27 protein-coding genes and 1 riboswitch are annotated in these 25,668 nt (G+C 44.9%); of the genes, 24 read left to right on the top strand and 3 right to left on the bottom strand.

Annotated features, from left to right (window positions below; genetic code table 11):
- The first annotated feature begins 123 nt into the window (after positions 1-123).
- Positions 124-690 carry a DNA-directed RNA polymerase subunit delta gene (gene rpoE / locus ABTV07_RS19125; RefSeq protein ID WP_433745457.1) on the top strand — a complete coding sequence of 189 codons (567 nt, stop codon included), beginning with the start codon at positions 124-126 and terminating at the stop codon, positions 688-690.
- Positions 691-900: 210 nt separating this feature from the next.
- Positions 901-2,502 (top strand): CTP synthase, encoded by a 1,602-nt coding sequence (locus ABTV07_RS19120; protein WP_433745454.1) that lies wholly within the window; start codon positions 901-903, stop codon positions 2,500-2,502.
- 144 nt (positions 2,503-2,646) lie between these two features.
- Here ABTV07_RS19120 and ABTV07_RS19115 read toward each other — a convergent pair whose 3' ends face one another.
- Positions 2,647-2,892 (bottom strand): alpha/beta-type small acid-soluble spore protein, encoded by a 246-nt coding sequence (locus ABTV07_RS19115; RefSeq protein ID WP_433745451.1) that lies wholly within the window; start codon positions 2,890-2,892, stop codon positions 2,647-2,649.
- Positions 2,893-3,096: 204 nt separating this feature from the next.
- Positions 3,097-3,202: riboswitch (SAM riboswitch) on the top strand.
- 136 nt (positions 3,203-3,338) lie between these two features.
- Here ABTV07_RS19115 and ABTV07_RS19110 point away from each other — a divergent pair.
- The 3 genes from ABTV07_RS19110 to ABTV07_RS19100 are packed head-to-tail and all read left to right on the top strand — an operon-like array spanning position 3,339 to position 6,943.
- Positions 3,339-4,421 carry a sugar ABC transporter substrate-binding protein gene (locus ABTV07_RS19110; RefSeq protein ID WP_433745448.1) on the top strand — a complete coding sequence of 361 codons (1,083 nt, stop codon included), beginning with the start codon at positions 3,339-3,341 and terminating at the stop codon, positions 4,419-4,421.
- 40 nt (positions 4,422-4,461) lie between these two features.
- The gene (locus ABTV07_RS19105) at positions 4,462-5,994 is read left to right on the top strand and encodes a sugar ABC transporter ATP-binding protein (RefSeq protein WP_433745445.1); all 1,533 of its coding nucleotides are present in this window, start codon (positions 4,462-4,464) and stop codon (positions 5,992-5,994) included.
- Positions 5,963-6,943: an ABC transporter permease gene (locus ABTV07_RS19100; RefSeq protein WP_433745442.1), complete on the top strand. Its 981-nt coding sequence runs from the start codon at positions 5,963-5,965 to the stop codon at positions 6,941-6,943. Before ABTV07_RS19105 ends, ABTV07_RS19100 begins: the two co-directional genes overlap by 32 nt.
- 75 nt (positions 6,944-7,018) lie before the next feature.
- On the opposite strand, the gene ABTV07_RS19095 is transcribed toward ABTV07_RS19100, so the two are convergent.
- Both ABTV07_RS19095 and ABTV07_RS19090 read right to left on the bottom strand, forming a co-directional pair.
- Entirely contained in the window at positions 7,019-7,303 is a 285-nt protein-coding gene (locus tag ABTV07_RS19095) for a hypothetical protein (RefSeq protein ID WP_433745439.1), read from the bottom strand.
- A 178-nt stretch (positions 7,304-7,481) separates the two neighbouring features.
- Positions 7,482-8,006 (bottom strand): DUF2529 domain-containing protein, encoded by a 525-nt coding sequence (locus ABTV07_RS19090; RefSeq protein WP_433745436.1) that lies wholly within the window; start codon positions 8,004-8,006, stop codon positions 7,482-7,484.
- Positions 8,007-8,283: 277 nt separating this feature from the next.
- Here ABTV07_RS19090 and ABTV07_RS19085 point away from each other — a divergent pair, with 277 nt between their 5' ends.
- The 19 genes from ABTV07_RS19085 to ABTV07_RS18995 all read left to right on the top strand — a co-directional run bounded on the left by ABTV07_RS19085 (position 8,284) and on the right by ABTV07_RS18995 (position 25,572).
- Positions 8,284-8,655 (top strand): response regulator, encoded by a 372-nt coding sequence (locus tag ABTV07_RS19085; protein WP_114745898.1) that lies wholly within the window; start codon positions 8,284-8,286, stop codon positions 8,653-8,655.
- Between the two features lie 271 nt (positions 8,656-8,926).
- Entirely contained in the window at positions 8,927-9,784 is an 858-nt protein-coding gene (locus ABTV07_RS19080) for a class II fructose-bisphosphate aldolase (RefSeq protein WP_433745433.1), read from the top strand.
- A 457-nt stretch (positions 9,785-10,241) separates the two neighbouring features.
- The gene (gene fsa, locus ABTV07_RS19075) at positions 10,242-10,889 is read left to right on the top strand and encodes a fructose-6-phosphate aldolase (RefSeq protein WP_433745431.1); all 648 of its coding nucleotides are present in this window, start codon (positions 10,242-10,244) and stop codon (positions 10,887-10,889) included.
- 169 nt (positions 10,890-11,058) lie between these two features.
- Positions 11,059-12,345 carry a UDP-N-acetylglucosamine 1-carboxyvinyltransferase gene (locus ABTV07_RS19070; protein ID WP_433745429.1) on the top strand — a complete coding sequence of 429 codons (1,287 nt, stop codon included), beginning with the start codon at positions 11,059-11,061 and terminating at the stop codon, positions 12,343-12,345.
- 108 nt (positions 12,346-12,453) lie between these two features.
- The gene (gene glpX / locus ABTV07_RS19065) at positions 12,454-13,419 is read left to right on the top strand and encodes a class II fructose-bisphosphatase (protein WP_433745426.1); all 966 of its coding nucleotides are present in this window, start codon (positions 12,454-12,456) and stop codon (positions 13,417-13,419) included.
- Between the two features lie 382 nt (positions 13,420-13,801).
- Positions 13,802-15,070, top strand: a complete 1,269-nt coding sequence (gene rho / locus ABTV07_RS19060; RefSeq protein ID WP_433745423.1) for a transcription termination factor Rho — start codon at positions 13,802-13,804, stop codon at positions 15,068-15,070.
- Between the two features lie 235 nt (positions 15,071-15,305).
- Positions 15,306-15,509 (top strand): 50S ribosomal protein L31, encoded by a 204-nt coding sequence (rpmE, locus tag ABTV07_RS19055; RefSeq protein WP_433745421.1) that lies wholly within the window; start codon positions 15,306-15,308, stop codon positions 15,507-15,509.
- Between the two features lie 194 nt (positions 15,510-15,703).
- Positions 15,704-16,318, top strand: coding sequence for a thymidine kinase (locus ABTV07_RS19050; RefSeq protein ID WP_114745904.1), 615 nt, complete (start codon positions 15,704-15,706; stop codon positions 16,316-16,318).
- Between the two features lie 166 nt (positions 16,319-16,484).
- The gene (locus ABTV07_RS19045; RefSeq protein ID WP_433745418.1) at positions 16,485-16,922 is read left to right on the top strand and encodes a hypothetical protein; all 438 of its coding nucleotides are present in this window, start codon (positions 16,485-16,487) and stop codon (positions 16,920-16,922) included.
- A 123-nt stretch (positions 16,923-17,045) separates the two neighbouring features.
- Entirely contained in the window at positions 17,046-18,116 is a 1,071-nt protein-coding gene (gene prfA, locus ABTV07_RS19040) for a peptide chain release factor 1 (protein WP_433745416.1), read from the top strand.
- 9 nt (positions 18,117-18,125) lie between these two features.
- A complete protein-coding gene (gene prmC / locus ABTV07_RS19035; protein WP_433751356.1) occupies positions 18,126-18,977 on the top strand; it encodes a peptide chain release factor N(5)-glutamine methyltransferase in 852 nt (283 codons plus the stop codon).
- A gap of 331 nt (positions 18,978-19,308) precedes the next feature.
- Positions 19,309-20,064: a stage II sporulation protein R gene (gene spoIIR / locus ABTV07_RS19030; protein ID WP_433745414.1), complete on the top strand. Its 756-nt coding sequence runs from the start codon at positions 19,309-19,311 to the stop codon at positions 20,062-20,064.
- Between the two features lie 103 nt (positions 20,065-20,167).
- Positions 20,168-20,608, top strand: coding sequence for a GNAT family N-acetyltransferase (locus ABTV07_RS19025; RefSeq protein ID WP_433745411.1), 441 nt, complete (start codon positions 20,168-20,170; stop codon positions 20,606-20,608).
- A 185-nt stretch (positions 20,609-20,793) separates the two neighbouring features.
- Positions 20,794-21,831 carry an L-threonylcarbamoyladenylate synthase gene (locus ABTV07_RS19020; RefSeq protein WP_433745408.1) on the top strand — a complete coding sequence of 346 codons (1,038 nt, stop codon included), beginning with the start codon at positions 20,794-20,796 and terminating at the stop codon, positions 21,829-21,831.
- 66 nt (positions 21,832-21,897) lie between these two features.
- Positions 21,898-22,452, top strand: coding sequence for a manganese efflux pump MntP (locus ABTV07_RS19015; RefSeq protein ID WP_433745406.1), 555 nt, complete (start codon positions 21,898-21,900; stop codon positions 22,450-22,452).
- Between the two features lie 160 nt (positions 22,453-22,612).
- The gene (locus tag ABTV07_RS19010; protein WP_433751353.1) at positions 22,613-23,062 is read left to right on the top strand and encodes a low molecular weight protein arginine phosphatase; all 450 of its coding nucleotides are present in this window, start codon (positions 22,613-22,615) and stop codon (positions 23,060-23,062) included.
- A gap of 29 nt (positions 23,063-23,091) precedes the next feature.
- Positions 23,092-24,396, top strand: a complete 1,305-nt coding sequence (locus tag ABTV07_RS19005) for a methyl-accepting chemotaxis protein (RefSeq protein ID WP_433745403.1) — start codon at positions 23,092-23,094, stop codon at positions 24,394-24,396.
- A gap of 129 nt (positions 24,397-24,525) precedes the next feature.
- On the top strand, positions 24,526-24,972 hold the full coding sequence (gene rpiB, locus ABTV07_RS19000) for a ribose 5-phosphate isomerase B (RefSeq protein ID WP_433745401.1): 447 nt from the start codon (positions 24,526-24,528) through the stop codon (positions 24,970-24,972).
- A 24-nt stretch (positions 24,973-24,996) separates the two neighbouring features.
- Positions 24,997-25,572 (top strand): TIGR01440 family protein, encoded by a 576-nt coding sequence (locus tag ABTV07_RS18995; protein WP_433745398.1) that lies wholly within the window; start codon positions 24,997-24,999, stop codon positions 25,570-25,572.
- Positions 25,573-25,668: the final 96 nt, after the last annotated feature.

Raw genomic sequence — 25,668 nt, 5'->3', positions numbered from 1 at the left:
GATTATGTGTATTCTACTAAGAATTTGCGGAATTATACCCTTTTACTCTTATGATTAGGGATTTTTCGATCGAAAACAGCCTTTGATTAATAGAGTGTGAAATAGAGAAAGGAAGTGCCGGATTTGAGTTTGAAAGAAATGTCCAAAGACGAAATGAAAGAAATGTCATTTATTGAGTTGGCATTTGAAATCTTAAAAGAGAGAAAGCAAGCTGTAGCTTTCAATGATTTGGTTGAAGAAATTTCAAGTATTTTAGAAATAGACAAAGAGGCTGCTCGTGGACGTCTGGTCCAATTTTATACGGATTTGAACGTAGACGGCAGTTTCATTACCCTTGGTGACAATCGCTGGGGTCTTCGTGAATGGTACCCGATTGACCAGCAGGAAGAAGAAACAGCTCCAACAATCAAGCCTCGTAAGAAGAAGGCGAAGAAAGTTGAAGATGAGGATCTTGAAGAAATCGAAGAAGAAGATTTCGATTACGATGATCTGGATGATTTCGAAGAAGAAGATCTTGTCGAAGACGATGATGATGACGATGACGACGAAGATGAGGACTTCGATGATCTGGATGAAGAGGAAGAAATCGAAGACGATTTAATCGAAGACGACGACTATGATCTTGGCGATGATGAAGAAGAAGAGGAAGAGCTTGAGGATGAGATCGAAGAAGAAGAGGAAGATTTATAATCCTCTTGACTTCTATTCAAGACGCAGTTACTATTTTATTTGGGCTCCCTAAAAAGGGACAATGAGATGACTATAACGCTCCCACTACATTTTGTCAGTGGGGCGTTTTTGTTTTTTTAACCCCCTATCATAAAAAAATTGATTATGAATTATCAGTTTTGCTGATTCTATATGTAGAACAGAAAGACTCAACAGGAAGGGGAAACAGACGTGACAAAATATATTTTCGTAACCGGCGGTGTAGTTTCATCACTAGGAAAAGGGATTACCGCAGCTTCATTGGGGCGCCTTTTGAAAAACCGCGGCTTGAGTGTAACAATTCAAAAATTCGATCCATACATTAACGTGGATCCAGGGACAATGAGCCCTTACCAGCATGGGGAAGTTTTCGTAACTGATGATGGTGCGGAAACGGATCTTGACCTTGGCCACTATGAGCGTTTTGTTGATATCAACTTAACGAAATACAGCAGTGTAACGACTGGTAAAATTTATTCCACAGTACTGAAGAAAGAGCGCCGCGGCGATTATTTGGGAGGAACTGTTCAAGTCATTCCTCATATCACCAATGAAATCAAGGAGCGCGTTTTCCGTGCAGGACGTGAAACAAATGCAGATGTCGTTATCACAGAAATCGGTGGAACAGTAGGAGACATCGAATCCCTTCCTTTCTTGGAAGCCATCCGTCAAATCAAGAGCGATGTGGGACGCGACAATGTGATGTACATCCACTGTACACTTGTTCCTTACATCAAAGCGGCAGGGGAAATGAAAACGAAGCCGACTCAGCACAGTGTTAAAGAACTTCGCAGCCTTGGAATCCAGCCAACGGTGATCGTAGTTCGTACAGAAATGCCGATGTCCCAAGATATGAAAGATAAAATTGCTCTATTCTGCGACATCGATAAGAATGCTGTTATCGAGTGCCAAGATGCGGATACACTCTATTCCATCCCTCTTGCCCTTCAAGAGCAGCACCTTGATCAGCTGACTGTCGATCATTTGAAGCTTGAAACGCATGATGCGGACATGACAGAGTGGAAAGAGCTAGTTGAGAAAGTGACAAACCTCAAAGGCAAAACAACAATTGCTTTAGTAGGGAAGTATGTTGAGCTTCAAGATGCCTATATTTCTGTTGTTGAAGCATTGAAACATGCAGGATATGCATTTGATGCCGATGTTGAAATCAACTGGATCAATTCTGAACATGTAACAGCTGAAAATGTACAAGATTACTTGAGCGATGCAGACGGAATCCTTGTTCCCGGCGGATTCGGAGACCGCGGAATCGAAGGGAAAATCCTTGCGACTAAATATGCACGTGAAAACAAAGTTCCATTCCTTGGAATCTGCTTGGGCATGCAGCTGGCGACAGTTGAATTCGCACGTCATGCACTTGGCCTTGAAGGTGCACATTCTGCAGAAATCCAGCCGGATACTCCATACCCAATGATCGATTTGCTTCCTGAGCAAAAAGATATCGAGGATATGGGCGGAACATTGAGACTTGGTTTGTATCCATGCAAACTGACTCCAGGAACAAAAGCATTTGAAGCGTACAACGAAGAAGTGGTATATGAGCGCCATCGCCATCGCTATGAGTTCAATAACCACTATCGTCAGCAAATGGAAGACGCAGGTTTCCTATTCTCAGGGACAAGCCCTGACGGACGCCTTGTAGAGGTCATTGAGCTTGCAGACCATCCTTGGTTCGTAGCATCTCAATTCCACCCTGAATTCACATCAAGACCAACAAGGCCGCAGCCATTGTTCCGTGAATTCATCAACGCTTCCATCCAAAACCAAAAATAAACCCAAACAAAAAACCGGGGGTGAAACAGGCAGGTGCCTGTCACCCCCGGTTTCTTTTTGTGAAGTTCTGTCCAGCTCCAGCGCCTCACACTCCAGGTGACAGGCACCGCCCGGTTTTTGTTGGTTTTTGTCGAACTAAATGTTTTAATCTTTTAGGTTGTTTTTAGCCATTCGGATGAGCTCCTGGACCATGCTTCCACCGATGCGGCCGCCGACTTTTCCGGCTTCTTCGGACGTAAGTTTTCCGTTGTAGCCTTTTTGCAGCGGGATTCCCTGCTCCCTGGCTGCTTCGAATTTTGCATCAGCCGGGTCGGCAGCACCTGTGACTCTCGCTTTCAATTGATCAAGGGCTGCTCGGGACTCCGGAACGAGAATTTTTCTTCTTGCCATCTGCCATTACCTCCTTTGACCATTAGATTGCCCAGAACGAATGTAAAATTATTTTTTTGCAAATTATTTATAATTTTAAATAAAAAGAATATTGACAATTCTGCTGAGTATATTTAGTATTACTTTTATCGCATGTGAAAAAAGTACGTTAATCTCAATTCAGACTGCAGGCATTTGCCGCCAGTCTGAATCACAATTGAATACCTCTTATAAAGAGTTGGCTGAGGGACTGGCCCGATGACGCCCGGCAACCTACCGCATTTTGCGGAAAGGTGCTAAATCCTGCAGGAGTGATCCTGGGAGATAAGAGAAGGTGATGTCATAATCAAAAGCCTCTTTTCCTAGGGAAAAGAGGCTTTTTTTCGTTCAGAATGCCGGCTCTGGACGAAGGGAGCATGACGCCAAAAACAAAAATACAAAAATATGAAATTTAGGGGAGAAGAAAATTGAAAAAGAGACTCGTGTCATTGTTCTTAATCGTTGTAGTATTGGTGGGGCTTCTGGCGGCATGCCAGCCGAGCGCGGAAACAGGCGGAGAATCCGGTTCTGTTGATGCAAAAGTGAAGAAGGATAATCCATTGGCGAATAAGAAAATTGCTTTGATCATGCAGTTGAACCTCGGCACATTTTCAGCACAATACATTGCAGGTGTGAAGGAGCAGGTTGAAAAGTTCGGAGGCAAAGTCACAGTCTTCACGTCTGACGGAGATTTGGCAAAAATGGCTTCAAATCTGGATGCAGCAGTAAACCAGGGCTTTGATGGAATATTAATCGACCACGGTACAAGTGAAGCATTGTCTGAAGGCGTAAAAAAAGCAGCATCAAGCAAGATTCCAGTCGTTGTGTTTGACGCCGACACTCAAGAAGACGGTGTAACAGTCCTTGAACAGGGCGATCAGCAAATGGCAGAGAAGACCTTAAACGCACTGTCTGATGACATTGGTGGAAAAGGAAAAATCGTTAAGATCTGGGTGGCAGGCTTTGCCCCGATGGAAAGACGCCAGGTTGCCTACAAGCAGTTCATGCAGGACCACCCGGGCATTGAAGAAGTGGCTGCTTTCGGATCCGCTACCCAAAATACAGCACTCGATACTCAATCTCAAATGGAAGCGATCTTGAAGCAGTATCCGAATAAAGGGGACATCACGGCCGTATGGGCAGCTTGGGATGAGTTTGCAAAAGGCGCTGCAAGAGCGATACAGCAGGCAGGTAGAAACGAAATTAAAGTGTACGGAATCGATATGAGCGATGAAGACCTTCAGCTTATCCAGGATAAAAATAGCCCTTGGATCGCATCCGCAGCAGTCGATCCGAAAGATATCGGACGAATCCAAGTGCGCTATTTATACCAGAAGCTCCATGGGGATCAAACCGATGCAAAAGTCGTCCTTAATCCCGTGTTCGTTAAAAGAGATCAGCTGCCGGAGCAGTCCGTTACGACCGATCAGCTGTCACAATACGTTGATGGATGGGGCGCAAGTGATCAAGGAAATACAGATTATCTGAAGGATTTGGAGAACGGAAAATAAGAAAAAAATCAGTGGAAGACCCGGAAAGGGGGAAGCATCATTGGCTTTATTGACCATGAAGAATATCCATAAAACTTTCGGAGGCAATCAGGCTTTGAATGGCGCGCAATTTGAATTGCTGGAAGGGGAAGTGCATGCACTGCTCGGGGCGAATGGAGCGGGAAAAAGCACCTTGATGAAAATCATTGCGGGCGTCCATCAGCCTGATGCAGGAGAAATTGAGATCACAGGAAGCAAGCGGACACTCCCTTCTCCGAGGGAATCACTGCAATCCGGCATCCATTGCGTCTATCAGGAAGTCGATACAGCCATCGTTCCAGAGCTGTCAGTCCTCGATAATTTAATGCTGAACGAGATCGCTTCAGCTAAAAAGTGGTTCCTGCCCAAAAAGCAGATGAAGCACATTGCCAAAAAAGCACTCGATCAGCTGAATTGCAGCCATATTTCATTGGAAAAAGAGGCGAAAACACTGACACTTGCTGAAAAACAGCTATTGCTCATCGCAAGAGCCATCATTCAGGATGCTTCCATTCTCATCCTGGATGAACCGACTGCTCCATTAAGCTTGGAAGAGACGAAGCATCTCTTCCAAGTCATCAAGCTTTTGAAAAAGCGGGGAGTTGGCTGCATCTTTATTTCCCACAGGCTCCCGGAGATTTTTGAAATAACCGATCGGCTGACGATCATGCGGGACGGCAGGACTGTTGCGACCTCACTCACCTCCCAAATCGAGATGAAAGACGTTGTGAAAGAAATGCTAGGCAAAAAACTTCAGGAACTTGCTCCGAAAACAGCAAGGAAGACGGGCGATGAAATTCTGGAAGCGAAGCATATCAGCGACGGGAAAATCGTCAAGGATGTTTCTTTCGCCCTTAAAAAAGGAGAAGTCATTGGAATTGCCGGACTCGTCGGAGCTGGAAAGACTGAATTATGTAAGCTGTTGGCCGGTGCTTCCAAATTGAAAAATGGGAACCTTTCCGTTCATGGAAAAAATGTAATTTTTCACAATCCGGCTGACGCCATCGATTCAAACATTGTCTATATACCTGAAGAAAGAAGAAGAGAAGGGCTGTTCATGGGAGAATCGATTACGAAAAATCTCACATTTCCTCACTTGAAAAACTTCACTTCGAGTGGTTTTTTGCGGAAAACGAGGGAGCGCGTCTTTTCGAACCAGATCATTGCCGACCTTGGGATAAAAGCAGTGGATGAGGATGTGGAAGTGAACCATCTAAGCGGCGGAAATCAGCAAAAGGTCGTCATTGGAAAATGGCTGACTCAAGATGCTGAAATCATGATTTTCGATGAACCGACAAAGGGAGTGGATGTCGGAGCAAAGCAGGAAATCTACCAGCTGATCGACAAGCTTGCTGTTGAAGGAAGAGGAATCATTTACTGCTCCTGCGAAATGAGCGAGCTGCTTGCGGTAGCCGACCGGATCCTCGTCATGGTGGACGGGAAGATTGTCAAAGAACTGCAAAGTGAAAATACAACAGAAGAACAGCTGCTCCTTTATGCGAGTGGGGGAAAGGAAGAACATCATGAAAGAAAAGTACATTTCGTATCTGTTTAAATACGGGGCAGCTGCATTGATGGCTGCCGTCCTCATCTATTTCAGCCTGGTGAACAGCCACTTTCTTACATATGGCAACCTATCCGATATACTGCGCTCCATTTCAATTGTCACTCTGCTGGCACTAGGCGTCACATTTACCCTGATCGTCAATGGGTTCGACTTATCCGTCGGTTCAACCATGTCGCTGTCGACGGTCATTACAGCGTCGCTGATGGTATGGTACGAACTCCCCATTTGGGTGGTCATCTTGCTACCCATAGTAGTTGGGGCGGCAGTCGGTCTGTTTAATTCGCTGTTGATCGTGAAGCTGAAAATTCCGGATCTCCTGGCAACTCTCGGCACGATGTACGTCGTTGCTGGACTTCACAGGACCTATACGGAAGGGTATTCGATTTATAACCATATGCCGTTGATCAGAGGCGGCAATGCACCAGGCTCTTTTTATTCGTCCTTTTTATGGCTCGGACAGGGAAAATGGCTTGGCATCCCGGCACCGGTCATTATCATGTTTGTTTTTGTCGCAGTGGTCTACATCATCTTGGAACATACGAAATGGGGAAGGATTCTGTACATGACAGGCGGCAATGAAGAAGCAGCCCATCTTTCAGGGGTGAGGGTCAATAAGGTAAAGCTGATTGCCTACGTCGTCTCGGGGATTTTTGCTTCCTTAGCTGGAATCCTTTTCACGGCACGCGTGGGATCAGGCCAGATTGACGCTGGTTCTCCCCTATTAATGGAGGCTGTTGCTTCCGTTTTTGTCGGCTTCTCTTTTTTGGGTGCAGGAAAGCCGAATGTCATCGGAACCTTTTTTGGCGCTGCATTGATCGGTGTGCTATTGAACGGGCTGACTATGCTCAATCTTCCATACTACGCGTTTGAAATCGTCAAAGGCTCCGTACTGCTGCTGGCGCTCGCCGTCACGTATGTGTATGGGAAGCGGAAATAGATTAGATGAGCCAAAAAGCTTGGGATTTTTCCAAGCTTTTTGACTTCTAATAGGAATTCTTAATACGGCCAAGATCTATCTTTGAAATAGTTTTCTTTGCTTCATATAATCGATTGCTTTCGTTTTGTTTTTTTGCTGAAATACATATTCTTCTTCGTTCTTATCCCTATAAAAATGGTTGAATCTTTCTTCTGACAAAAGGCCATTATTTAATGCTTTTTGCACTTCACAACCTGGTTCGGATAAATGAGTGCAATTTGAGAATCTACAGGCTTTTGAAATTTCCAATATATCCGTATATTCGTAGTCTGCACCTAATCCGGAATCCAATAATTCGGATACTTTTTTATTCAAATTCACACTTCCTCACTCTCTGATGATTTCCATCTAGTTAGAGCACAGTTTATAACTATATTTTACCAGATAAAATAATGGATATCTGAATTATTAAAAAATAGTCTATACTGCTATCCTTTCTGAAATAAAAAAGCCCGCCAATTACATTTTGGCAGGCCATTTTGACTCATTAAGTGCAACATCATTCATATTCTTCAAGAATTTCTTCAATCGTAAATTTCAACCCAAAATAAAGGTAAAGGGCCGCCATGCTTGTCGGCATCCCTACCCTCTCACCGTCTTCACCGGGAAGGAGCCCTTTTAAAACCTTTGTATCCAAGTGTGCATCTGACAGGGAAACAAGATCCTCTTTTCCAGGTTCTTTCACTGCCCCGGAAATGGCTGCAAACGGAAGTCCCTTTTCCGATAAACGCTTCGCCAGCTCCACAGCTTCCTCATCCGTGGAAAAACGGCTGACAATCAGCACACGGTCAGCATCCGTCAAGCTGGATTCATCCATTAACAGGTCGGCATGGGCCAAAGGCTCTGCTCCATGGATTGCTTCCATCTCCACAGCACCCATCTCCTTAAAGCCTTTAATATAAATTTTCCCCTCACCGACGGCAGCCTGTGCCAAAAGACGTGCGCCATCCTCAATGGACAATTCTTCTTTATCAAAAATCCGATTAAACAATCCGGACAATTGTGTCGTGAACATCTTTAACATCACTCAAACTCCTTTTGCTAAACTAAAAAAGTTGTTGCGGAAAACAACATACAACCTCTCTGAGCAGATTCCTTTTTTGAATATTCATCTTTTCATTATAAGATGAATTAGAAGGTGAAGCAAAAGATGCGGCAGTTTTTGTCAAAATTCGTCGGTCATTGCAAGGAGGAAATTTATCAATAATCATCGAAATATAAGAAGGATGAAGGTAAAATATAATCAGCAGAATTTTTAAGGGTAAAAATCACTATAGAATTAAGAAAAAGAGGGGGATGACATGAAAGAAAAAATCTTAATTGTAGACGACCAGTTTGGCATCCGAATATTATTGAATGAAGTGCTTCAAAAGGAAGGCTATCAGACTTTCCAGGCAGCAAACGGCGTTCAGGCGCTCGATATTGTGACAAAGCACTCGCCTGATCTTGTTCTATTGGATATGAAAATTCCTGGAATGGATGGAATCGAAATACTAAAAAGAATGAAAGTAATCGACCAGGACATTCGGGTGATCATCATGACCGCATACGGAGAATTGGATATGATTCAGGAAGCAAAGGATCTTGGCGCGCTTACCCACTTTGCTAAACCATTTGATATCGATGACATTCGTACTGCTGTCAGAACACACCTTCCGTTGAAATCAAATTAATCATTTATAAAAAAAGCGAAAAAAATCTCGGAATCCTTGTAACCGTTTGCTATTCAGCAGTGGCGCAGATTCCATTAACAGTCAGAATATAGGGAATAATTCTTCTTTTAGTATTAGGGCTTGTTCGTTGGTAAAAAGGGTGTGAATTTGGTATCATACTAAAAGATATTTACCCGAGTCTATCACCTTGATCACCAATGTACAGGCTTGTATGTCGATGATGATTAAGGCGTTAATGGACATCACCTAGTACATGAAGGAGGAAACAATCATGCCATTAGTTTCTATGACAGAAATGCTTAACAAAGGAAAAGACAACGGTTATGCAGTAGGACAATTCAACTTGAACAACCTTGAGTTCACTCAAGCCATCCTGCAAGCTGCACAAGAAGAAAAATCTCCAGTAATCCTTGGGGTTTCTGAAGGTGCTGCACGCTACATGGGCGGTTTCAAAACTGTTGTTAAAATGGTAGAAGGTTTAATGGAAGACTATAAAATTACGGTGCCAGTGGCTATTCACTTAGACCATGGTTCCAGCTACGATAAATGTAAAGAAGCAATCGATGCAGGATTCACTTCTGTTATGATCGATGCATCTCACCACCCATTCGAAGAGAACATCGAAACAACTTCTAAAGTTGTTGAGTATGCACATTCTAAAGGTGTTTCTGTAGAAGCAGAACTTGGAACTGTCGGTGGACAAGAAGACGATGTTGTTGCTGACGGCGTCATCTATGCTGATCCAAAAGAATGTGAAGAGCTTGTGAAGCGTACAGGCATCGACTGCCTGGCTCCAGCATTGGGCTCTGTACATGGACCTTACAAAGGTGAACCAAACCTAGGGTTCAAAGAAATGGAAGAAATCTTGAATGCAACTGGACTTCCTTTAGTTCTTCATGGAGGAACTGGAATCCCGACAAAAGACATCAAGAAAGCTGTTTCTCTAGGTACAGCAAAAATCAACGTAAACACTGAAAACCAAATCGCATCTGCTAAAAAAGTGCGCGAAGTACTTGCTGCAGATACAGAAGTATACGATCCACGCAAATACTTGGGACCAGCTCGCGAAGCTATCAAAGAAACTGTCATTGGTAAAATGCGCGAATTCGGTTCTTCAGGTCAAGCTTAATCAGCCTATAAATTGTATTTCATATACATGAATAGAAACCGCCTTTTTGCGAAGGCGGTTTCCGTTCATTTTTTTAAATAATGATAACATTCATGTTGATTGATTTTTGATTTTCGCTATTTTCCTGCTGTTGATTGGAGTACAAGACGTAGACTCCGGTGGGAAAAGCGGGGTAGGCAAGACCTGTCCAGCTTCGGCGACTAGAGGCTCGAGGTCATAAGTCAAGCATACCAAAAAGGCAAAGAACGCCTTTCCGGTATGCTCGCCTTATGCAGGTCGCCTCTAAACAAGCCGCCTCCGCTTTTCTTCCCGCAGGAGCGCAGCGACGAGGAGGCTTGCCGCCGCCCTCGGAAAGCGAAGTCTTGAACGGAAATCAACAGCAATTTTCAACTTATTAAAAAGACAGCATAATTGCGCTGTAAATTTATTGAATATTTCGTCAAGGGGAGATGGAATCATGAAATTTTTTATTGATACAGCAAATATGGATGAAATCAAAGAAGCCTATGAACTAGGTGTACTTTCCGGGGTCACTACAAACCCTTCACTAGTAGCCAAAGAAAAGAACGTTTCCTTTCATGACCGATTAAAAGAAATCGCTTCCTTAGGATTTGAATCCGTCAGCGGAGAAGTCATTTCCACTGATGCGGAAGGGATGATCAAAGAAGGACGTGAATTGGCAGCGCTTGCTCCGTCCATCACGGTTAAAGTGCCAATGACGCCTGATGGTTTAAAAGCAGTGAATGTATTTAGCAAAGAAGGCATCAAGACGAATGTCACACTTGTTTTCAGCGCCAACCAGGCACTTTTGGCTGCAAGAGCAGGTGCTAGCTACGTTTCGCCTTTCCTCGGACGTTTGGACGACATCGGGCATGACGGCCTTGAGTTGATCTCTAAAATCGCCGATATTTTTGCCATTCACGGATTGGAAACAGAAATCATTGCAGCATCAATCCGCCACCCGCAGCATGTGACGGAATCTGCTCTTCGCGGTGCCGATATTGCAACCATTCCATATAAAGTCCTTATGGCGCTGTTCAATCATCCATTAACGGATAAAGGGATTGAGGCATTTTTGAGCGATTGGAATAATCGCCAGGCTTAAAAATTTCCAATTGACAGGAAAAAGGTAGGATTTTTTCGAAAAAATGATTAATTGTATACATGAAAAGGAAAAAGTTGTTTAAACTAAGGAAAAGTAAAATACCGGACTCTACTTTTTTACTATGGAAAACAATTCCATAAAAAGAGTGCGTTTTGGAAGGGAGCTAACAATGGAAAAGCTAAAAATTGCAGGCGGATACCCTCTAAAAGGAACTATTAAGGTCAGCGGAGCAAAAAATAGTGCAGTCGCATTGATTCCCGCAACCATCCTGGCAGATTCCCCTGTCTCGATTGAAGGTCTGCCTGATATTTCCGATATCTCAATGCTGAAGTCGCTTCTTGAAGAAATAGGTGGAACTGTCCAATTTGAAGATGGAGAAATGACGGTCGATCCTTCTAATATGATTTCCATGCCGCTTCCAAACGGTAAGGTTAAAAAATTGCGTGCTTCCTATTATTTGATGGGTGCGATGCTTGGACGTTTCAAAAAAGCCGTGATTGGCCTTCCAGGAGGATGCCATCTTGGTCCGCGTCCGATCGATCAGCATATAAAAGGATTTGAGGCCCTTGGCGCGCAAGTCACCAACGAGCAGGGCGCCATCTATTTAAGAGCCGATGAATTGATCGGTGCACGCATTTATTTAGACGTGGTCAGCGTCGGGGCAACAATCAATATCATGCTGGCTGCTGTAAGGGCAAAAGGGAAAACCATCATTGAAAACGCAGCGAAAGAGCCTGAGATCATTGATGTAGCAACACTTTTGACCAATATGGGAGCTAGAATCAAAGGGGCTGGAACGGATGTCATCCGAATCGAAGGCGTAGAACACCTTCACGGCTGCCGCCATACCATCATCCCTGACCGAATAGAAGCAGGAACGTTCATGATCCTCGCAGCAGCTGCGGGCGAAGGCGTCTTGATCGACAACGTCATCCCACTACATATGGAATCGCTTACAGCTAAGTTGAGAGAAATGGGCGTGCCTGTCGATTGCGGCGAAGAACAAATCTTCATCGGGAAAGCGGACAAGCTGAAAACGGTGGATGTTAAAACGCTTGTCTATCCAGGTTTCCCAACAGATCTGCAGCAGCCATTCACGTCATTGCTGACAAGGGCGGAAGGGTCTGCTGTTGTGACGGATACCATTTATTCAGCACGCTTCAAGCACATTGATGAGCTCAGAAGAATGAATGCGAATATTAAGGTAGAAGGCAGGTCCGCCATCATCCACGGTCCGATCAAGCTTCAAGGCGCAAAAGTAAAAGCGAGCGATTTGCGTGCGGGTGCGGCATTGGTCATCGCCGGCCTCATGGCAGAAGGCATCACAGAAGTGACGGGCCTTGAACATATCGACCGCGGCTACAGCAACTTGGAAGAAAAATTAAATGGGCTTGGTGCAACGATTTGGCGCGAGTCCTTGTCGCAGGAAGAAATTGAACAATTAAAAAGTTCATAAGATAAACCCAAAATCGCCCTTAATGTGTTACAATAAACGGTGAATTGTGTTATACAATATACAAAATAACCAAACACTATGTTTTTGTGATACAGGAGGACGAGATCAATGGAACGAAGTCTATCGATGGAATTGATTCGTGTAACAGAGGCTGCTGCGCTTGCTTCCGCCCGCTGGATGGGAAGAGGGAAGAAAGACGAAGCAGATGATGCAGCAACTTCTGCTATGCGCGACGTATTTGATACAGTGCCGATGAAAGGGACAGTGGTCATCGGTGAAGGAGAAATGGATGAGGCGCCGATGCTTTATATCGGCGAAAAACTCGGCACAGGCTACGGACCCCGCGTTGATGTTGCGGTCGATCCACTTGAAGGGACGAATATCGTGGCTTCAGGCGGATGGAATGCGCTCGCCGTACTGGCTGTCGCAGACCATGGAAACCTTCTTCATGCACCGGATATGTACATGGATAAGATTGCGGTTGGACCGGAAGCTGTCGGCCAGATTGATATCAATGCTTCGGTGATTGATAACCTGAAAGCTGTAGCAAAAGCAAAAAATAAAGACATTGAAGACGTAGTGGCAACGGTTTTGAATCGTGAGCGCCATGAACACATCATTTCCCAGCTCCGTGAAGCTGGTGCGCGCATCAAGCTGATCAACGACGGGGATGTAGCAGGCGCCATCAATACGGCTTTTGACCACACTGGAGTGGACATCCTGTTTGGTTCAGGGGGAGCACCTGAAGGGGTCATCGCAGCAGTGGCATTAAAGTGCCTTGGAGGAGAGATCCAAGGGAAGCTCGTGCCGCAGAACGATGCTGAGCTGCATCGCTGCCTATCAATGGGGCTTGATGTGGATAAAGTACTCCGCATGGAAGATCTCGTCCGCGGAGACGATGCGATTTTTGCCGCAACAGGCGTAACAGACGGCGAATTGCTTCGCGGTGTCCAATTCAAGGGATCTTACGGCTCCACACATTCATTGGTCATGCGTGCGAAGTCAGGAACGGTCCGCTTTATCGACGGGCGCCACAGCCTGAAGAAAAAGCCTAACCTTGTCATCAAACCTTAAAAACTAGTAAACTATAAGGAAGAAGGATTGAACGGATTGAAATCATCCGGCCAATCTTTTCTTCCTCCTATATTGATTCTTTATAGACAATATGGTAAAAATAGATATTGTTTATAAGTGTGTGTTCAAATGGGGGCAGCGAGGATCATTTTTACCTCTGGCAGATAGAATTGGAAAAATAGATAAAAACAACACCATTTCACCTGATGATTTGGACAACCTCTAACAGAAAAAACAACACTGCATAAATAACACTTCTGCACTACTTCACTTTCTTCATTCTATCCTTAAAAATCTTTGACTTTTCCATCCAATGTTAAAAACTGAACAGCCATTAATAGGATGGTCATTGCAATACAATACTGATAAGCGTGGTGTCATAATGGAAGAACTAACAATCATGGGCCTTGAAAATTTAAAGCTTAAAGAGCTTTATGAGCTGGCCAAAAAGTACAAAATCTCGTATTACAGCAAACTGACAAAAAAAGAATTGATATTTGCCATATTAAAAGCCAAGGCAGAGCAGGAAGGCTTCTTTTTCATGGAAGGCGTCCTTGAAATCATCCAATCAGAAGGCTTCGGGTTCCTTCGTCCGATCAACTACTCCCCAAGCTCTGAGGATATTTACATTTCCGCATCCCAAATCCGCCGTTTTGACTTGCGCAACGGGGATAAAGTTTCCGGAAAAGTGCGTCCTCCTAAGGAAAATGAACGCTACTACGGCCTGCTGCATGTAGAAGCAGTCAATGGAGAAGATCCAGAGTCTGCAAAAGAGCGCGTGCATTTCCCAGCGCTTACCCCATTGTATCCAGACCGTCAAATCCTGCTTGAAACGACACCAAGAAACTTATCCACCAGAATCATGGATCTAGTGACACCGGTTGGTTTCGGCCAGCGTGGATTAATCGTTGCCCCTCCAAAAGCTGGAAAGACCATGCTGTTGAAGGAAATCGCCAATGCGATCACAACAAACAACCCGGAAGCAGAACTAATTGTTCTTCTGATCGATGAGCGTCCGGAAGAAGTAACAGATATCGAACGTTCCGTAGATGCTGAAGTAATCAGCTCGACGTTTGATGAAGTGCCTGAAAACCATATCAAAGTGGCAGAGCTTGTCCTTGAGAGAGCGATGCGTCTTGTAGAACATAAGCGCGACGTCGTCATCCTTATGGATAGTATTACAAGACTTGCCCGTGCTTATAACCTTGTCATCCCACCGAGCGGAAGAACACTATCAGGCGGTATCGATCCGGCTGCATTCCACCGTCCAAAACGATTCTTCGGTGCGGCAAGAAACATTGAAGAAGGCGGAAGCTTGACGATCTTGGCAACTGCCCTTGTGGACACAGGATCCCGCATGGATGATGTCATCTATGAAGAATTCAAAGGAACAGGAAACATGGAGCTGCACTTGGACCGTTCACTTGCAGAGAAGAGAATCTTCCCTGCCATCGACATCCGCCGCTCCGGAACGAGGAAAGAAGAGCTCCTCATGCCAAAAGAAAAGCTCGACAACCTATGGGCCATCCGAAAAGCGATGTCCGATGCGCCTGACTTCGCAGAACGATTCCTTCGCAAGCTAAGACAGTCCAAGAACAATGAAGAGTTCTTCAGCAACCTGAGCGAAGAAATAAAAGCAAAAAGAAGCTGACGTTTCCATAAAAAGCAAAAAGGAATGCATGGACAACTTGTTGCAATTCGACAGGAAACTTGCTATAATGTAGTCAATGTGTTTATAAATGAATGCGGTAAGGGGCTGTAGCGGAACGAACCTTTTATAGGCAAGAGGCTTCGGCTTCGGCGTTCCATAAACGCACTAGCTCATATCGCATTAGCGTATATAAAACTCTGTTTCAGATGATTCAGGGCGGAAGGAGATGAAAAGAATGAAAGCAGGAATTCATCCAGAATACAAGAAAATCAAAGTTAGCTGTGCTTGTGGTAACGAATTTGAATCTGGTTCTGTAGCAGATGAAGTGCGCGTTGAGGTTTGCTCTGAGTGCCATCCATTCTACACAGGACGTCAGAAATTCGCTGACGCAGGTGGCCGTGTTGATCGCTTCAACAAAAAATATGGCCTTAAGAAATAATTTTTCAAAAACAGGCAAGCATGAAAATACTTGCCTGTTTTTTTTTACTAAAAAAGCCTTTTTAAAATGAAATTGAAGCCAAAAAATGGGGGCAGTCTATGAGGGCTGTTTCTCTTTTTTGCTTTTTATCCCCTGTACATACTTGGACAGGCTATAAATAAAGATTGTAAGGACGAGGAAGGAGAGGCTGTTTCGTGTACCTCATGAAGCAAACAGGATGGGTAGAAATTATCTGCGGAAGCATGTTTTCCGGAAAATCAGAAGAGCTGATTCGCCGCGTTCGCCGTACCCAATTCGCAAAGCAGCAGATTGCTGTATTCAAACCTAAGCTAGACAATCGCTACAGCGAAGAAATGGTGGTTTCCCATAACGGTACATCCGTCATCGCCAAGCCCGTGCAAATGGCTGCCGACATCGTAGAATTGGTTTCTGCAGATGTGGACGTCGTGGCAATCGACGAGGTCCAGTTCTTTGATGAAGAGATCGTCAACGTGATTCAAACATTGGCTGACCGCGGCCACCGTGTCATTGCAGCCGGATTGGACCAGGATTTCCGTGGAGAACCGTTCGGCCCGATGCCTGCTTTGATGGCCATCGCTGAATCCATTACAAAACTACAGGCAGTCTGCGCCGTCTGCGGATCGCCGGCAAGCAGAACCCAGCGCTTAATCGAAGGCAAACCAGCATGCTACGACGACCCGATCATCCTCGTAGGTGCATCGGAAGCATACGAGCCGCGCTGCCGTCACCACCACGAAGTTCCAACAGGCATCAGCAAGCACGTCGAAACAGCCTTGAAAAATAGCTGATTATAAGAAATGCGCAAGAGCCTTGGTAATATAGAACCGCCTCGCTGCACAGGACAACTTCCTGAAAGTGAGGCGGTTTTTTTGTATGAGTTGAGCCAAAAAATCTCCAATTTGCATGAATAGAACCTTCCGGCATTCGGAAACGCTATAAACGGAGGTGTCTGAAATGATAAAATGGATAATTGGCTCAATCATGATCATCAGCTTGATGAGCGGCTGCGGCGTCAGGAATGACTCCACATATTCCAACGAAAACGACATGAATGGACAGCGCTTCGTCAACAATAAAATCAATAAAGCATGGCCGGATGAAGAGGCAAGGCAATCCGACTGGAATAATCAAAATCCTAACTTTGTCGGCCTTTCCGATACGCCGCCGAGCATGGAACGAGACATGGATAAAGCCCGCCAAGTGGTGAAGGAATATACAGATTATACACCCGGTGGAGTCTGGATCAACGGAAATACGATGAACGTCACCGTCTATACAAACAAGGATTTTTCAAGCAAAAAAGAAGCAAAGAGAGCAAAAGACAAGCTTCATAAAATCATCTTGCAGGCGTTTCCGCGCTATAACGTCGACGTAAAAATCAAACACAAATAAGAAGAGTACCCACATGCTGCACACACCTTTCACAGGTGCTGCAATGGTGGGTATTTTCTTTACGGGTCCACTTCTGTATACTATAATTATTATGTTATGGACTAAAATTTGAGGTGAAAAACTGTGTTTGATCGCTTGCAGGCAGTTGAAGATCGCTATGATAGGCTGAATGAACTTCTTAGTGATCCCGAAATCGTGAATGATCCAAAGAAATTAAGAGAGTATTCAAAAGAGCAGTCCGGAATTCAAGAGACTGTTCAAGTTTACCGTGAATATAAAGAAGCGCGCGAACAATTCAAGGATGCTAAAGCTATGCTCGAAGAAAAGCTTGATGCTGAAATGCGCGAAATGGTCAAAGAAGAAATCGGTGAATTGGAAGAGCGCATCGAAGAATATGAGGCGCGTTTAAAGATTCTCCTTATCCCGAAAGATCCGAATGACGACAAGAACGTTATCTTCGAAATCCGCGGTGCAGCAGGGGGAGACGAAGCAGCCCTGTTTGCAGGAAACCTTTACCGCATGTACAGCCGATTCGCAGAAATGCAAGGCTGGAAAACAGAAATCATCGATGCCGCACCAACAGGCCTTGGCGGCTACAAAGAAATTATTTTCATGGTCAACGGTAACGGAGCTTTTTCCAAGTTGAAATATGAAAATGGCGCCCACCGAGTGCAGCGTGTTCCGGAAACCGAATCCGGCGGACGCATCCACACGTCTACTGCTACCGTGGCATGCTTGCCGGAAGCGGAAGAAGTAGAAGTGGAAATCCATGATAAAGATATCCGCGTCGACACATTCGCTTCAAGCGGACCAGGCGGCCAGAGTGTAAATACAACCATGTCTGCCGTTCGTTTGACGCATATCCCGACAGGAACGGTTGTATCCTGCCAGGATGAAAAATCGCAGATCAAAAACAAAGAAAAAGCGATGAAGGTCCTTCGTGCCCGCGTCTACGATAAATTCCAGCGTGAAGCACAGGCGGAATACGATGCACAGCGTAAATCCGCGGTTGGATCCGGAGACCGCTCAGAACGCATCCGCACATACAACTACCCGCAAAACCGTGTGACGGACCACCGCATCGGATTGACCATCCAAAAGCTTGATCAAATCCTTGAAGGCAAATTGGATGAAGTCATCGATGCATTGATTATGGAAGACCAGTCCAAGAAACTTGAAAGCATGCAGGACTAATCCATGCCGATGAAAGTATTCGAAGCCCTAAAATGGGCTTCTTCTTATTTAAAGGAGAATCAGCGGGATGAAAATGCGGGTGAACTCCTGCTGCGCCATTTGATGAAACTGGACAGGCCGCAGCTTTTTGCCAATCAGCAGATGGAAATACCGTTTGAGGCAGAAGCAGAATTTAAGGCGGCCGTTGAGGCGCATATCTCGGGCACGCCGGTCCAGCATCTCATCGGGTATGAAGAATTCTACGGCAGAAAATTTCATGTAAATGAACATGTCTTGATTCCACGGCCCGAAACAGAAGAGCTTGTGTATGAAGCGCTCAAAAGAGTGAAGAGGTATTTTACCGGCACTGCAGGTTTGAAGCTTGTGGATATTGGCACAGGTTCAAGTGCAATTGCCTCAACGATGAAACTGGAGATGCCTGAACTGGACGTGTCGGCATCCGATATTTCAGAAGAGGCTCTAAAAATGGCAAAGGAAAATGCAGCTCGTCTTGAGGCCGAGGTTGCATTTTATCAAGGGGATTTGCTTCAGCCATTTATTGAGGCAGGGAGGACATTTGATATCGTTCTTTCCAATCCTCCATACATTCCGAATCATGAAAAAGAGGAGCTTTCTGATGTGGTTAGGGATCATGAACCGCATACAGCTTTATTCGGAGGCGAAGATGGACTCGATTTGTATCGCCGCTTTGCCGAAGAGCTGCCAGCCGTGGTCGGCGATCGTGCCATCATCGGATTTGAATTTGGGGCCGGACAGGGCGAATCCGTGAAGGAAATCATGAAAAAAACCTTCCCGAAGGCCTCAGTTGAAGTGGTATATGATATAAATGGAAAAGACCGGATGGTTTTTTGTGAATTATAGCGCTCTTCCCAAGCCGGGGAGGGCTTTTTTTGAGGCTATGCGCCGGAAAGTGTGGTTTATGCGCGGGAAGCTGCCTCTTTTGCGCCGGATCACAGGCTTTATGCGCGAAAAGTCCCTCTCTTTGCGCTACTTAAAATCATTCTAATCTGCGGCCCGCCCCGCCCCGCTACACCCCGCCATGTCAAGCACAACCCGCTCCCACGCCCAACCCCACCACCCACCCTCCAACTCTATGAATCTTCCAATCCGAATTTTTTTCAAATTCATAGTTTAAGATTCCAAGTCCGTGTCCATACTGTTCTTATCAGGGAGAAGAGAGGGCGGAGCAGACATGAAACGTAAATCATATGCTTGGATCTATTTAATCGTATTATCATTGGGGACAATCCTCAGTTTGTATATACCGAAACAAGAAACGGCCGCGCAGGATGCGATGGTGATCCCGGATTCAGCGATCAGGCTGCGAATCCTCGCAAACAGCGACAAGTCAGAAGATCAGGCAGTCAAGCGGAAAATCAGGGATGCCGTGAATGCAGAAATCACGAAGTGGGTGGAAGACCTCACTTCCATTGAAGAAGCTAGAAAAGTCATCAAATCGCACCTTCCGGAAATTGAAGAAATCGCTAAGCAAGAAATGAAGAATCAGCACATGAATCAAAGCATCCACGTCAAATTTGGCAAAGTGAACTTCCCGACAAAATTGTATGGACAATATTTATACCCAGCTGGTGAATATGAAGCCATTTTAATCACCCTTGGCAAAGGGGAAGGGGCTAATTGGTGGTGCGTGCTTTACCCTCCATTATGCTTCCTTGATTTCTCAAATGGGGTAGCCGTCAGCGATGGGTTTGAAGATAAAACCGCAAAGGCTCAAGCGGCAGAAAAAAAGGAAGACGTTCAAGAAAAGGATGCTGTCCAAGAAGAGAATACAGTTCAAAATGATGTGCAGCCGGACACTAGCCGCGCTGATAAAATAGAAACAGCTTCTTCAGCTGAAAAAGAAGAGACGCCGGTATATGCTGGAGATGAACAGCAAGAAGTAAAAGTGAAATTTTTCGTAGTGGAACTTTTTGAAAAGCTATTCTAATCCAAAAATAGAAAGCCTCGTGCTTTCTATTTTTTTGTTCTACTATTTCCACCTCTCCATATACATGTTAATAGATTACGAAAAGCATGGGGGAGGAATTGGAATGAAAGTCATTCGGCAAGCGGAAAGTTTGGATTTAGAGAAGTTGGAAAGCTTTTTGACAGCTGCAGGACTGAGTACAGAAGGAGTAAAAGAGTCGATTGACTACTTCTTGCTCATCGAGAATGAGCAGGGGAAGATTTTTGGAACGATGGGAATCGAGCCATTTGAAACAAGTGGGCTGCTCCGTTCTCTGGTCGTCGTCAAGGAAATGGGAGAAGAGGGGTTATTAACACTTTTTCAACAGATGTTTAAACTTGCGAAAGAAAGAGGGTTATCCACATTATATTTAGCAACCAATAAACCTTCTTCTTTATCGTTCCTGGCATGGATGGGATTTTCACAAGTGGATAAATCTGATCTTCCTCCTGAAATTGGGGAATCAGCCCACGGATCCGAGTTATTAACAAATGCACAAAGCACTTTTATGAAATTATCCTTATAATAATGAAAAATCAGTTATTTATACACATATATCCACAAAGTTATCCACCATTCTTTAAATTTTATTCACATATTGTGGATAAAGCTTGAGTAAGTTGTGTGTTTTTTATATACTTGCAATGGTAAAATGATAAAAAACTAGTTAGTATCTAGTACTTATAGCAGTATATAAAAAGGTGGATGAAAATGAAAACTATCAAGTGGATTGTGGATAAACATGTGAATGAACAAATGGATTATCCACATATCTCACAGGCAGCTGAATTTTTGAATAATAATGAAGTCGTAGCTTTTCCTTCAGAAACGGTTTACGGCTTGGGGGCAAACGCAGGATCTACTGAAGCGGTGGCCAAAATATTTGAAGCAAAAGGGCGGCCAAGCGACAACCCATTGATTGTCCATATCGGAGACCGTGCCCAGCTGCCCGCTCTTGTGAAGCAAATCAATGAGAAAGCAGAGAAGCTCATAGAGGCTTTCTGGCCGGGACCGTTGACCATCATTTTTGAAAAAAAAGAAGGGGTCTTTTCAGATAAGGTGACGGCTGGTCTTAATACTGTCGGGATCCGTCTCCCGGATCACCCCGTTGCCATGGCGTTGATTAAAGAAGCGAATCTGCCGATTGCAGCGCCAAGTGCGAATCGTTCAGGGCGGCCAAGTCCGACGACTGCCAAACATGTCCTGGATGACCTTGATGGAAAGATAGCTGGAATCGTTGATGGCGGCGCGACGGGTGTCGGAGTCGAGTCGACGGTGATCGACTGTACGGCAGAAACTCCTGTCATCCTCCGTCCTGGCGGTGTTTCGAAAGAAGAGATCGAGTCCATTATTGGACCGGTAGAAATCGATGCGGCTCTCTTGAATGGAGAAGGAGCACCGAAATCACCGGGGATGAAGTATACACACTATGCACCGGATGCACCCCTTTATTTAATGGAGGGAAGTCCGGGAAAAATTCAATCCTTGGTTGATGACAAGCGAAAAGAAGGATTAAAAGTGGGAATTCTCGCAACAGAAGAGTCGAAAGGGAACTATAGTGCAGATGTTGTGATCCCATGCGGTTCGCGGAAGGATCTTCCTACTGTCGCACAATCTCTGTACGATGTCCTGAGGGCATTCAATGAAGCCGACCTGGATATGATTGTGTCTGAAGTTTTTCCACGGGACGGGATCGGGACAGCGATTATGAACCGCCTCGAAAAAGCAGCCGGTCACCGCTGGCTGTAAAATTGCTTCTAAACGCCTTTGGACGTGCATATGATTTTTGTAGGCACGTCCAGAGGAGGAAGCAAATTGACATCAATAATAGGTGAATTAATAACACTAATGCTTATGGCGTTTGCGCTTGGAATGGATGCATTCTCGATTGGGCTGGGAATGGGCATGTATGAGCTTCGCCTAAAACAGATATTTTACATAGGTTTGACGGTAGGAATCTTCCATGTCATTATGCCTCTCTTTGGGATGATTGCGGGCAGGTTCCTGTCAGATCAATTCGGGACATTTGCCGGTTATGTTGGAGGGGCATTGCTGATCCTCCTAGGATTGCAAATGTTCATCTCGAGTTTCAAGAAAGACGAAAAGCCATTGATGGCTCCAGTCGGTATCGGACTGTTGTTATTTGCAGTGAGTGTCAGCCTCGACAGCTTTTCAGTAGGTCTGACTCTGGGAATCTACCGTGCCAAAACTGCCGCAACTCTGATATGCTTTGGAATGGCTGCAGCCATCTTGACCTGGTGCGGCTTATTGATCGGACGAAAAGTCCAGGGACTTCTTGGCTCCTATAGTGAAGCATTGGGCGGGAGCATCCTCTTTGCATTTGGAATCAAGCTATTGCTTCCGATGTAAAAATGATAAAGCGAACATTTATTCCCTGGGAAACCCCGGGGGATTTTTTAATACATCGACTTGTGAACAATTAAAGAAATTCATTACTAATTGGGTAAAATATCTAGGGAGAGCTCTTTGGGTATTGGAATTTATTTTATATAATGAAAATGAAGGAGGGATGACAGTGAAGAATGTCCTATTTATTTGTACGGGAAACACATGTCGGAGCCCCATGGCAGAGGCAATCTTAAAAAGTAAAAACCGAGAAGGCGTCATTGTACGTTCTGCTGGAGTCTTTGCATTTGACGGCTCGCCTGCATCTGAGAATACAAGCATCATACTGAAAGAAAAAAATATTAAGCATGATCATTCTTCCAAACAGCTGACAGAGGAAGATGTCAAATCTGCCACTCACATTTTTACGATGACGGAGAACCATAAAGCGACTATCATGAATCTTTATCCATTTGCGGCTGATAAAGTGTTTACTTTATATGAGTTTGCTGACGGAAACAAGATGGATGTAATTGATCCATATGGAGGCAGCGTTGAAATTTACCGGGAAACTTTTCATGAATTAGATAAACTTATTGAGAAATTGCTCGATAAATTAGATAAAGGGCAATAATGGGTTTTATTTAGGGGGAGGAAAACTAGGTGGAGAAGCAAAAACAGAAAAAGAGGAAGTACAAATTCGGGCTGCGCAGGAAACTAGTATTATTTACTACGCTGCTTGCAATTATCACCTATTCAATGAGTGCGGTCTTTATTTATTTTGTTTATCCTGAATTTGCAAAAGGTGTAGTCAGCCAAGGGGTTTTTACTACTAGTACACTAGCATTGGGAATCATCTGGTCCGGACTTTTGACGTTCTTTGCTTCCGGATTCATTACGAGGTCATTGAAGAAGCTTGAACAAGCGGCGCTTCAAGCAAGTGAAGGAGATATTCATACAGATGTAGAGCTCCCAAAATCGGATGATGAATTCCGTTCACTTGGACAGGCTTTCAATCAAATGCTTGGAAATCTTCGCGAAATGGTACATAGCATAGAAACAAACTTCCAGCAGACAAATGACAATGTCATTGCAATTTCTGCTGAATCAACGAGGGCGTCTCAGCAGGCTGAGAGCATTTCCCACACCATCCGTGAGATTTCCGCCGGTGCTGAAAGCTCAGCAGTCTCCATTCAAAAGACAGCGGAATCCGTGGAAGATGTGATCCGCATTGCGCAGGAAGTTCAAAATAAAGCGAAGTCTTCTGAAGCCATTTCAGGGGAAATGCTTCAAGAGCTTCAAGAAAGCAAAACCGTCGTAAACTCGCTTGTCACTGGAATCGAAAGCCTTGCAAAAGATAATCAGCAATCTCTTCAGGCAGTCCGCCGTCTAGCGGAAAATGCCCAAAAGGTAGAGCAGATCATCGGATTGGTCGGAGATATTGCGGCACAGACAAACCTTCTGGCGCTGAATGCATCAATCGAGGCTGCCCGTGCTGGAGAGCATGGAAAAGGCTTTGCGGTCGTAGCTGAGGAAGTACGGAAGCTTGCGGACGAAAGCGGAAAAGCCGTCCAGGGCATTTCGGAATTGATTCAAAACATCCAGACAGAAGTGGAAAGCGTTGTGAAGCAGATCACTGTTCAAGTGAATGCAGCCAATCAAGAAGCCGAAAAAGGATCTAAAACCAATGCGGTCATTGAAGAAATGACCTCGACGATTCATGAAGTGGCGAATGCAGTCAAACATATTTCTGAACTGGTAGACAGCCAAATGGAAAGCATTCAATTGACATCCCAGCAGTCGCAGGAAGTAGCGGCGATCGCAGAAGAAACCTCTGCTGGAGCGGAAGAAGTCAGTGAAGCGACAAGAGATCAGGCGTCAGTGATGGAAACTGTTGAATCATTGGCACTTGAATTGAAAGAACATGCAGAAGGTTTGAAAGCGACGATCACGAGATTTAAATTATAAGTTTAACTGCCCCAATCCTTACTACGAGGAAAGGGGTTTTTTATTTATCATAGAGCTCTGTTCGCTTTATATTTTTAGTTTCATATGCCAAAATAAACATATACTAGAACCATCTTAGGAGGAGTCAAAATGAAAATTGCTCTTGCATCAGATCATGGGGGAATCCATCTCCGCGAAGAAATTAGAAGTCTATTGGAAGAAATGGGACTTGAATATGAAGATTTCGGATGCGACTGTGAAACATCTGTCGATTATCCTGACTATGCCCTCCCGGTTGCGGAAAAAGTAGCTAATGGCGAATTTGATAAAGGAATCCTCATCTGCGGAACAGGGATCGGGATGAGCATCGCTGCCAACAAGGTGAAAGGCATCCGCTGTGCGCTTGTTCACGACGTATTCAGTGCAAAAGCAACCCGCGAACACAATGATTCCAATATGCTCGCAATGGGAGAGCGGGTCATTGGGGCAGGATTGGCAAGAGAAATTGCAAAAGAATGGCTCACTACGGAATATGCAGGCGGCCGCCATGCGAACCGCTTGAATAAAATCACTGAGTTTGAAAACAAGCACCTTTAATTCAGCTGGAATGGAGGGAACCATATGGGGGATCTTTCTCAATGGCAGTCACAACTCCGGGAAATATTAGACTCTTTCGCGAAGCAAGCAGATTTGCGGAAGGGACAGGTCTTCGTCATCGGCTGCTCAACCTCTGAAGTGATCGGGCAAAAAATCGGGACGGCCGGTACGAGTGAAGTAGCAGAAATGATTTTTACGGAATTGAAGGCTTTCGCCGACAGGCACCAGCTTTCATTGGCTTTCCAATGCTGTGAACATCTCAATCGGGCATTAGTGGTGGAGCGGGAGTTAGCAAAACGCCGCCAGCTGCCTGAAGTGACGGTAGTCCCTGTGAGAAAAGCCGGTGGAGCGATGGCAACCCATGCTTACCATAAGTTTCAGGATCCGGTGGTCGTTGAACATATCCAGGCCGAAGCGGGCATTGATATCGGCGACACTTTCATTGGCATGCACCTGAAGCATGTGGCGGTCCCCGTCCGAACGCCTCTCAAGGAGCTGGGCCACGCCCATGTGACCCTTGCCAAGACAAGACCGAAATTGATAGGCGGGGCGCGTGCCGTCTACGAGAGGACGCCGGAAGAAGAAAGCTGTTCGATGTGATGAAGTGAAATGTAAGAACCGCAGCCGGGATATCCTGGGCTGCGGTTTTTTTCGAGAAAAAATCGGGGCGTGAATTTCCCAATAAATTTTCCACTC

This window comes from Falsibacillus pallidus (assembly GCF_050990905.1).
Taxonomy (GTDB): Bacteria; Bacillota; Bacilli; order Bacillales; family DSM-25281; genus Falsibacillus; species Falsibacillus pallidus_A.
The sequence above is the reverse complement of the archived record's forward strand: the minus strand, read 5'-3'. Positions and strand labels throughout refer to the sequence as shown.

Excerpts from the sequence above, each read along its gene's own strand:
- ABTV07_RS19115 (WP_433745451.1), bottom strand. The coding sequence starts at position 2,892 with ATGGCAAGAAGAAAAATTCTCGTTCCGGAGTCCCGAGCAGCCCTTGAT.
- ABTV07_RS19100 (WP_433745442.1), top strand. The coding sequence starts at position 5,963 with ATGAAAGAAAAGTACATTTCGTATCTGTTTAAATACGGGGCAGCTGCA.
- ABTV07_RS19090 (WP_433745436.1), bottom strand. The coding sequence starts at position 8,006 with ATGTTAAAGATGTTCACGACACAATTGTCCGGATTGTTTAATCGGATT.
- ABTV07_RS19085 (WP_114745898.1), top strand. The coding sequence starts at position 8,284 with ATGAAAGAAAAAATCTTAATTGTAGACGACCAGTTTGGCATCCGAATA.
- ABTV07_RS19080 (WP_433745433.1), top strand. The coding sequence starts at position 8,927 with ATGCCATTAGTTTCTATGACAGAAATGCTTAACAAAGGAAAAGACAAC.
- fsa (WP_433745431.1), top strand. The coding sequence starts at position 10,242 with ATGAAATTTTTTATTGATACAGCAAATATGGATGAAATCAAAGAAGCC.
- ABTV07_RS19070 (WP_433745429.1), top strand. The coding sequence starts at position 11,059 with ATGGAAAAGCTAAAAATTGCAGGCGGATACCCTCTAAAAGGAACTATT.
- glpX (WP_433745426.1), top strand. The coding sequence starts at position 12,454 with ATGGAACGAAGTCTATCGATGGAATTGATTCGTGTAACAGAGGCTGCT.
- rho (WP_433745423.1), top strand. The coding sequence starts at position 13,802 with ATGGAAGAACTAACAATCATGGGCCTTGAAAATTTAAAGCTTAAAGAG.
- rpmE (WP_433745421.1), top strand. The coding sequence starts at position 15,306 with ATGAAAGCAGGAATTCATCCAGAATACAAGAAAATCAAAGTTAGCTGT.
- ABTV07_RS19045 (WP_433745418.1), top strand. The coding sequence starts at position 16,485 with ATGATAAAATGGATAATTGGCTCAATCATGATCATCAGCTTGATGAGC.
- prmC (WP_433751356.1), top strand. The coding sequence starts at position 18,126 with ATGAAAGTATTCGAAGCCCTAAAATGGGCTTCTTCTTATTTAAAGGAG.
- spoIIR (WP_433745414.1), top strand. The coding sequence starts at position 19,309 with ATGAAACGTAAATCATATGCTTGGATCTATTTAATCGTATTATCATTG.
- ABTV07_RS19025 (WP_433745411.1), top strand. The coding sequence starts at position 20,168 with ATGAAAGTCATTCGGCAAGCGGAAAGTTTGGATTTAGAGAAGTTGGAA.
- ABTV07_RS19020 (WP_433745408.1), top strand. The coding sequence starts at position 20,794 with ATGAAAACTATCAAGTGGATTGTGGATAAACATGTGAATGAACAAATG.
- ABTV07_RS19010 (WP_433751353.1), top strand. The coding sequence starts at position 22,613 with ATGACAGTGAAGAATGTCCTATTTATTTGTACGGGAAACACATGTCGG.
- rpiB (WP_433745401.1), top strand. The coding sequence starts at position 24,526 with ATGAAAATTGCTCTTGCATCAGATCATGGGGGAATCCATCTCCGCGAA.
- ABTV07_RS18995 (WP_433745398.1), top strand. The coding sequence starts at position 24,997 with ATGGGGGATCTTTCTCAATGGCAGTCACAACTCCGGGAAATATTAGAC.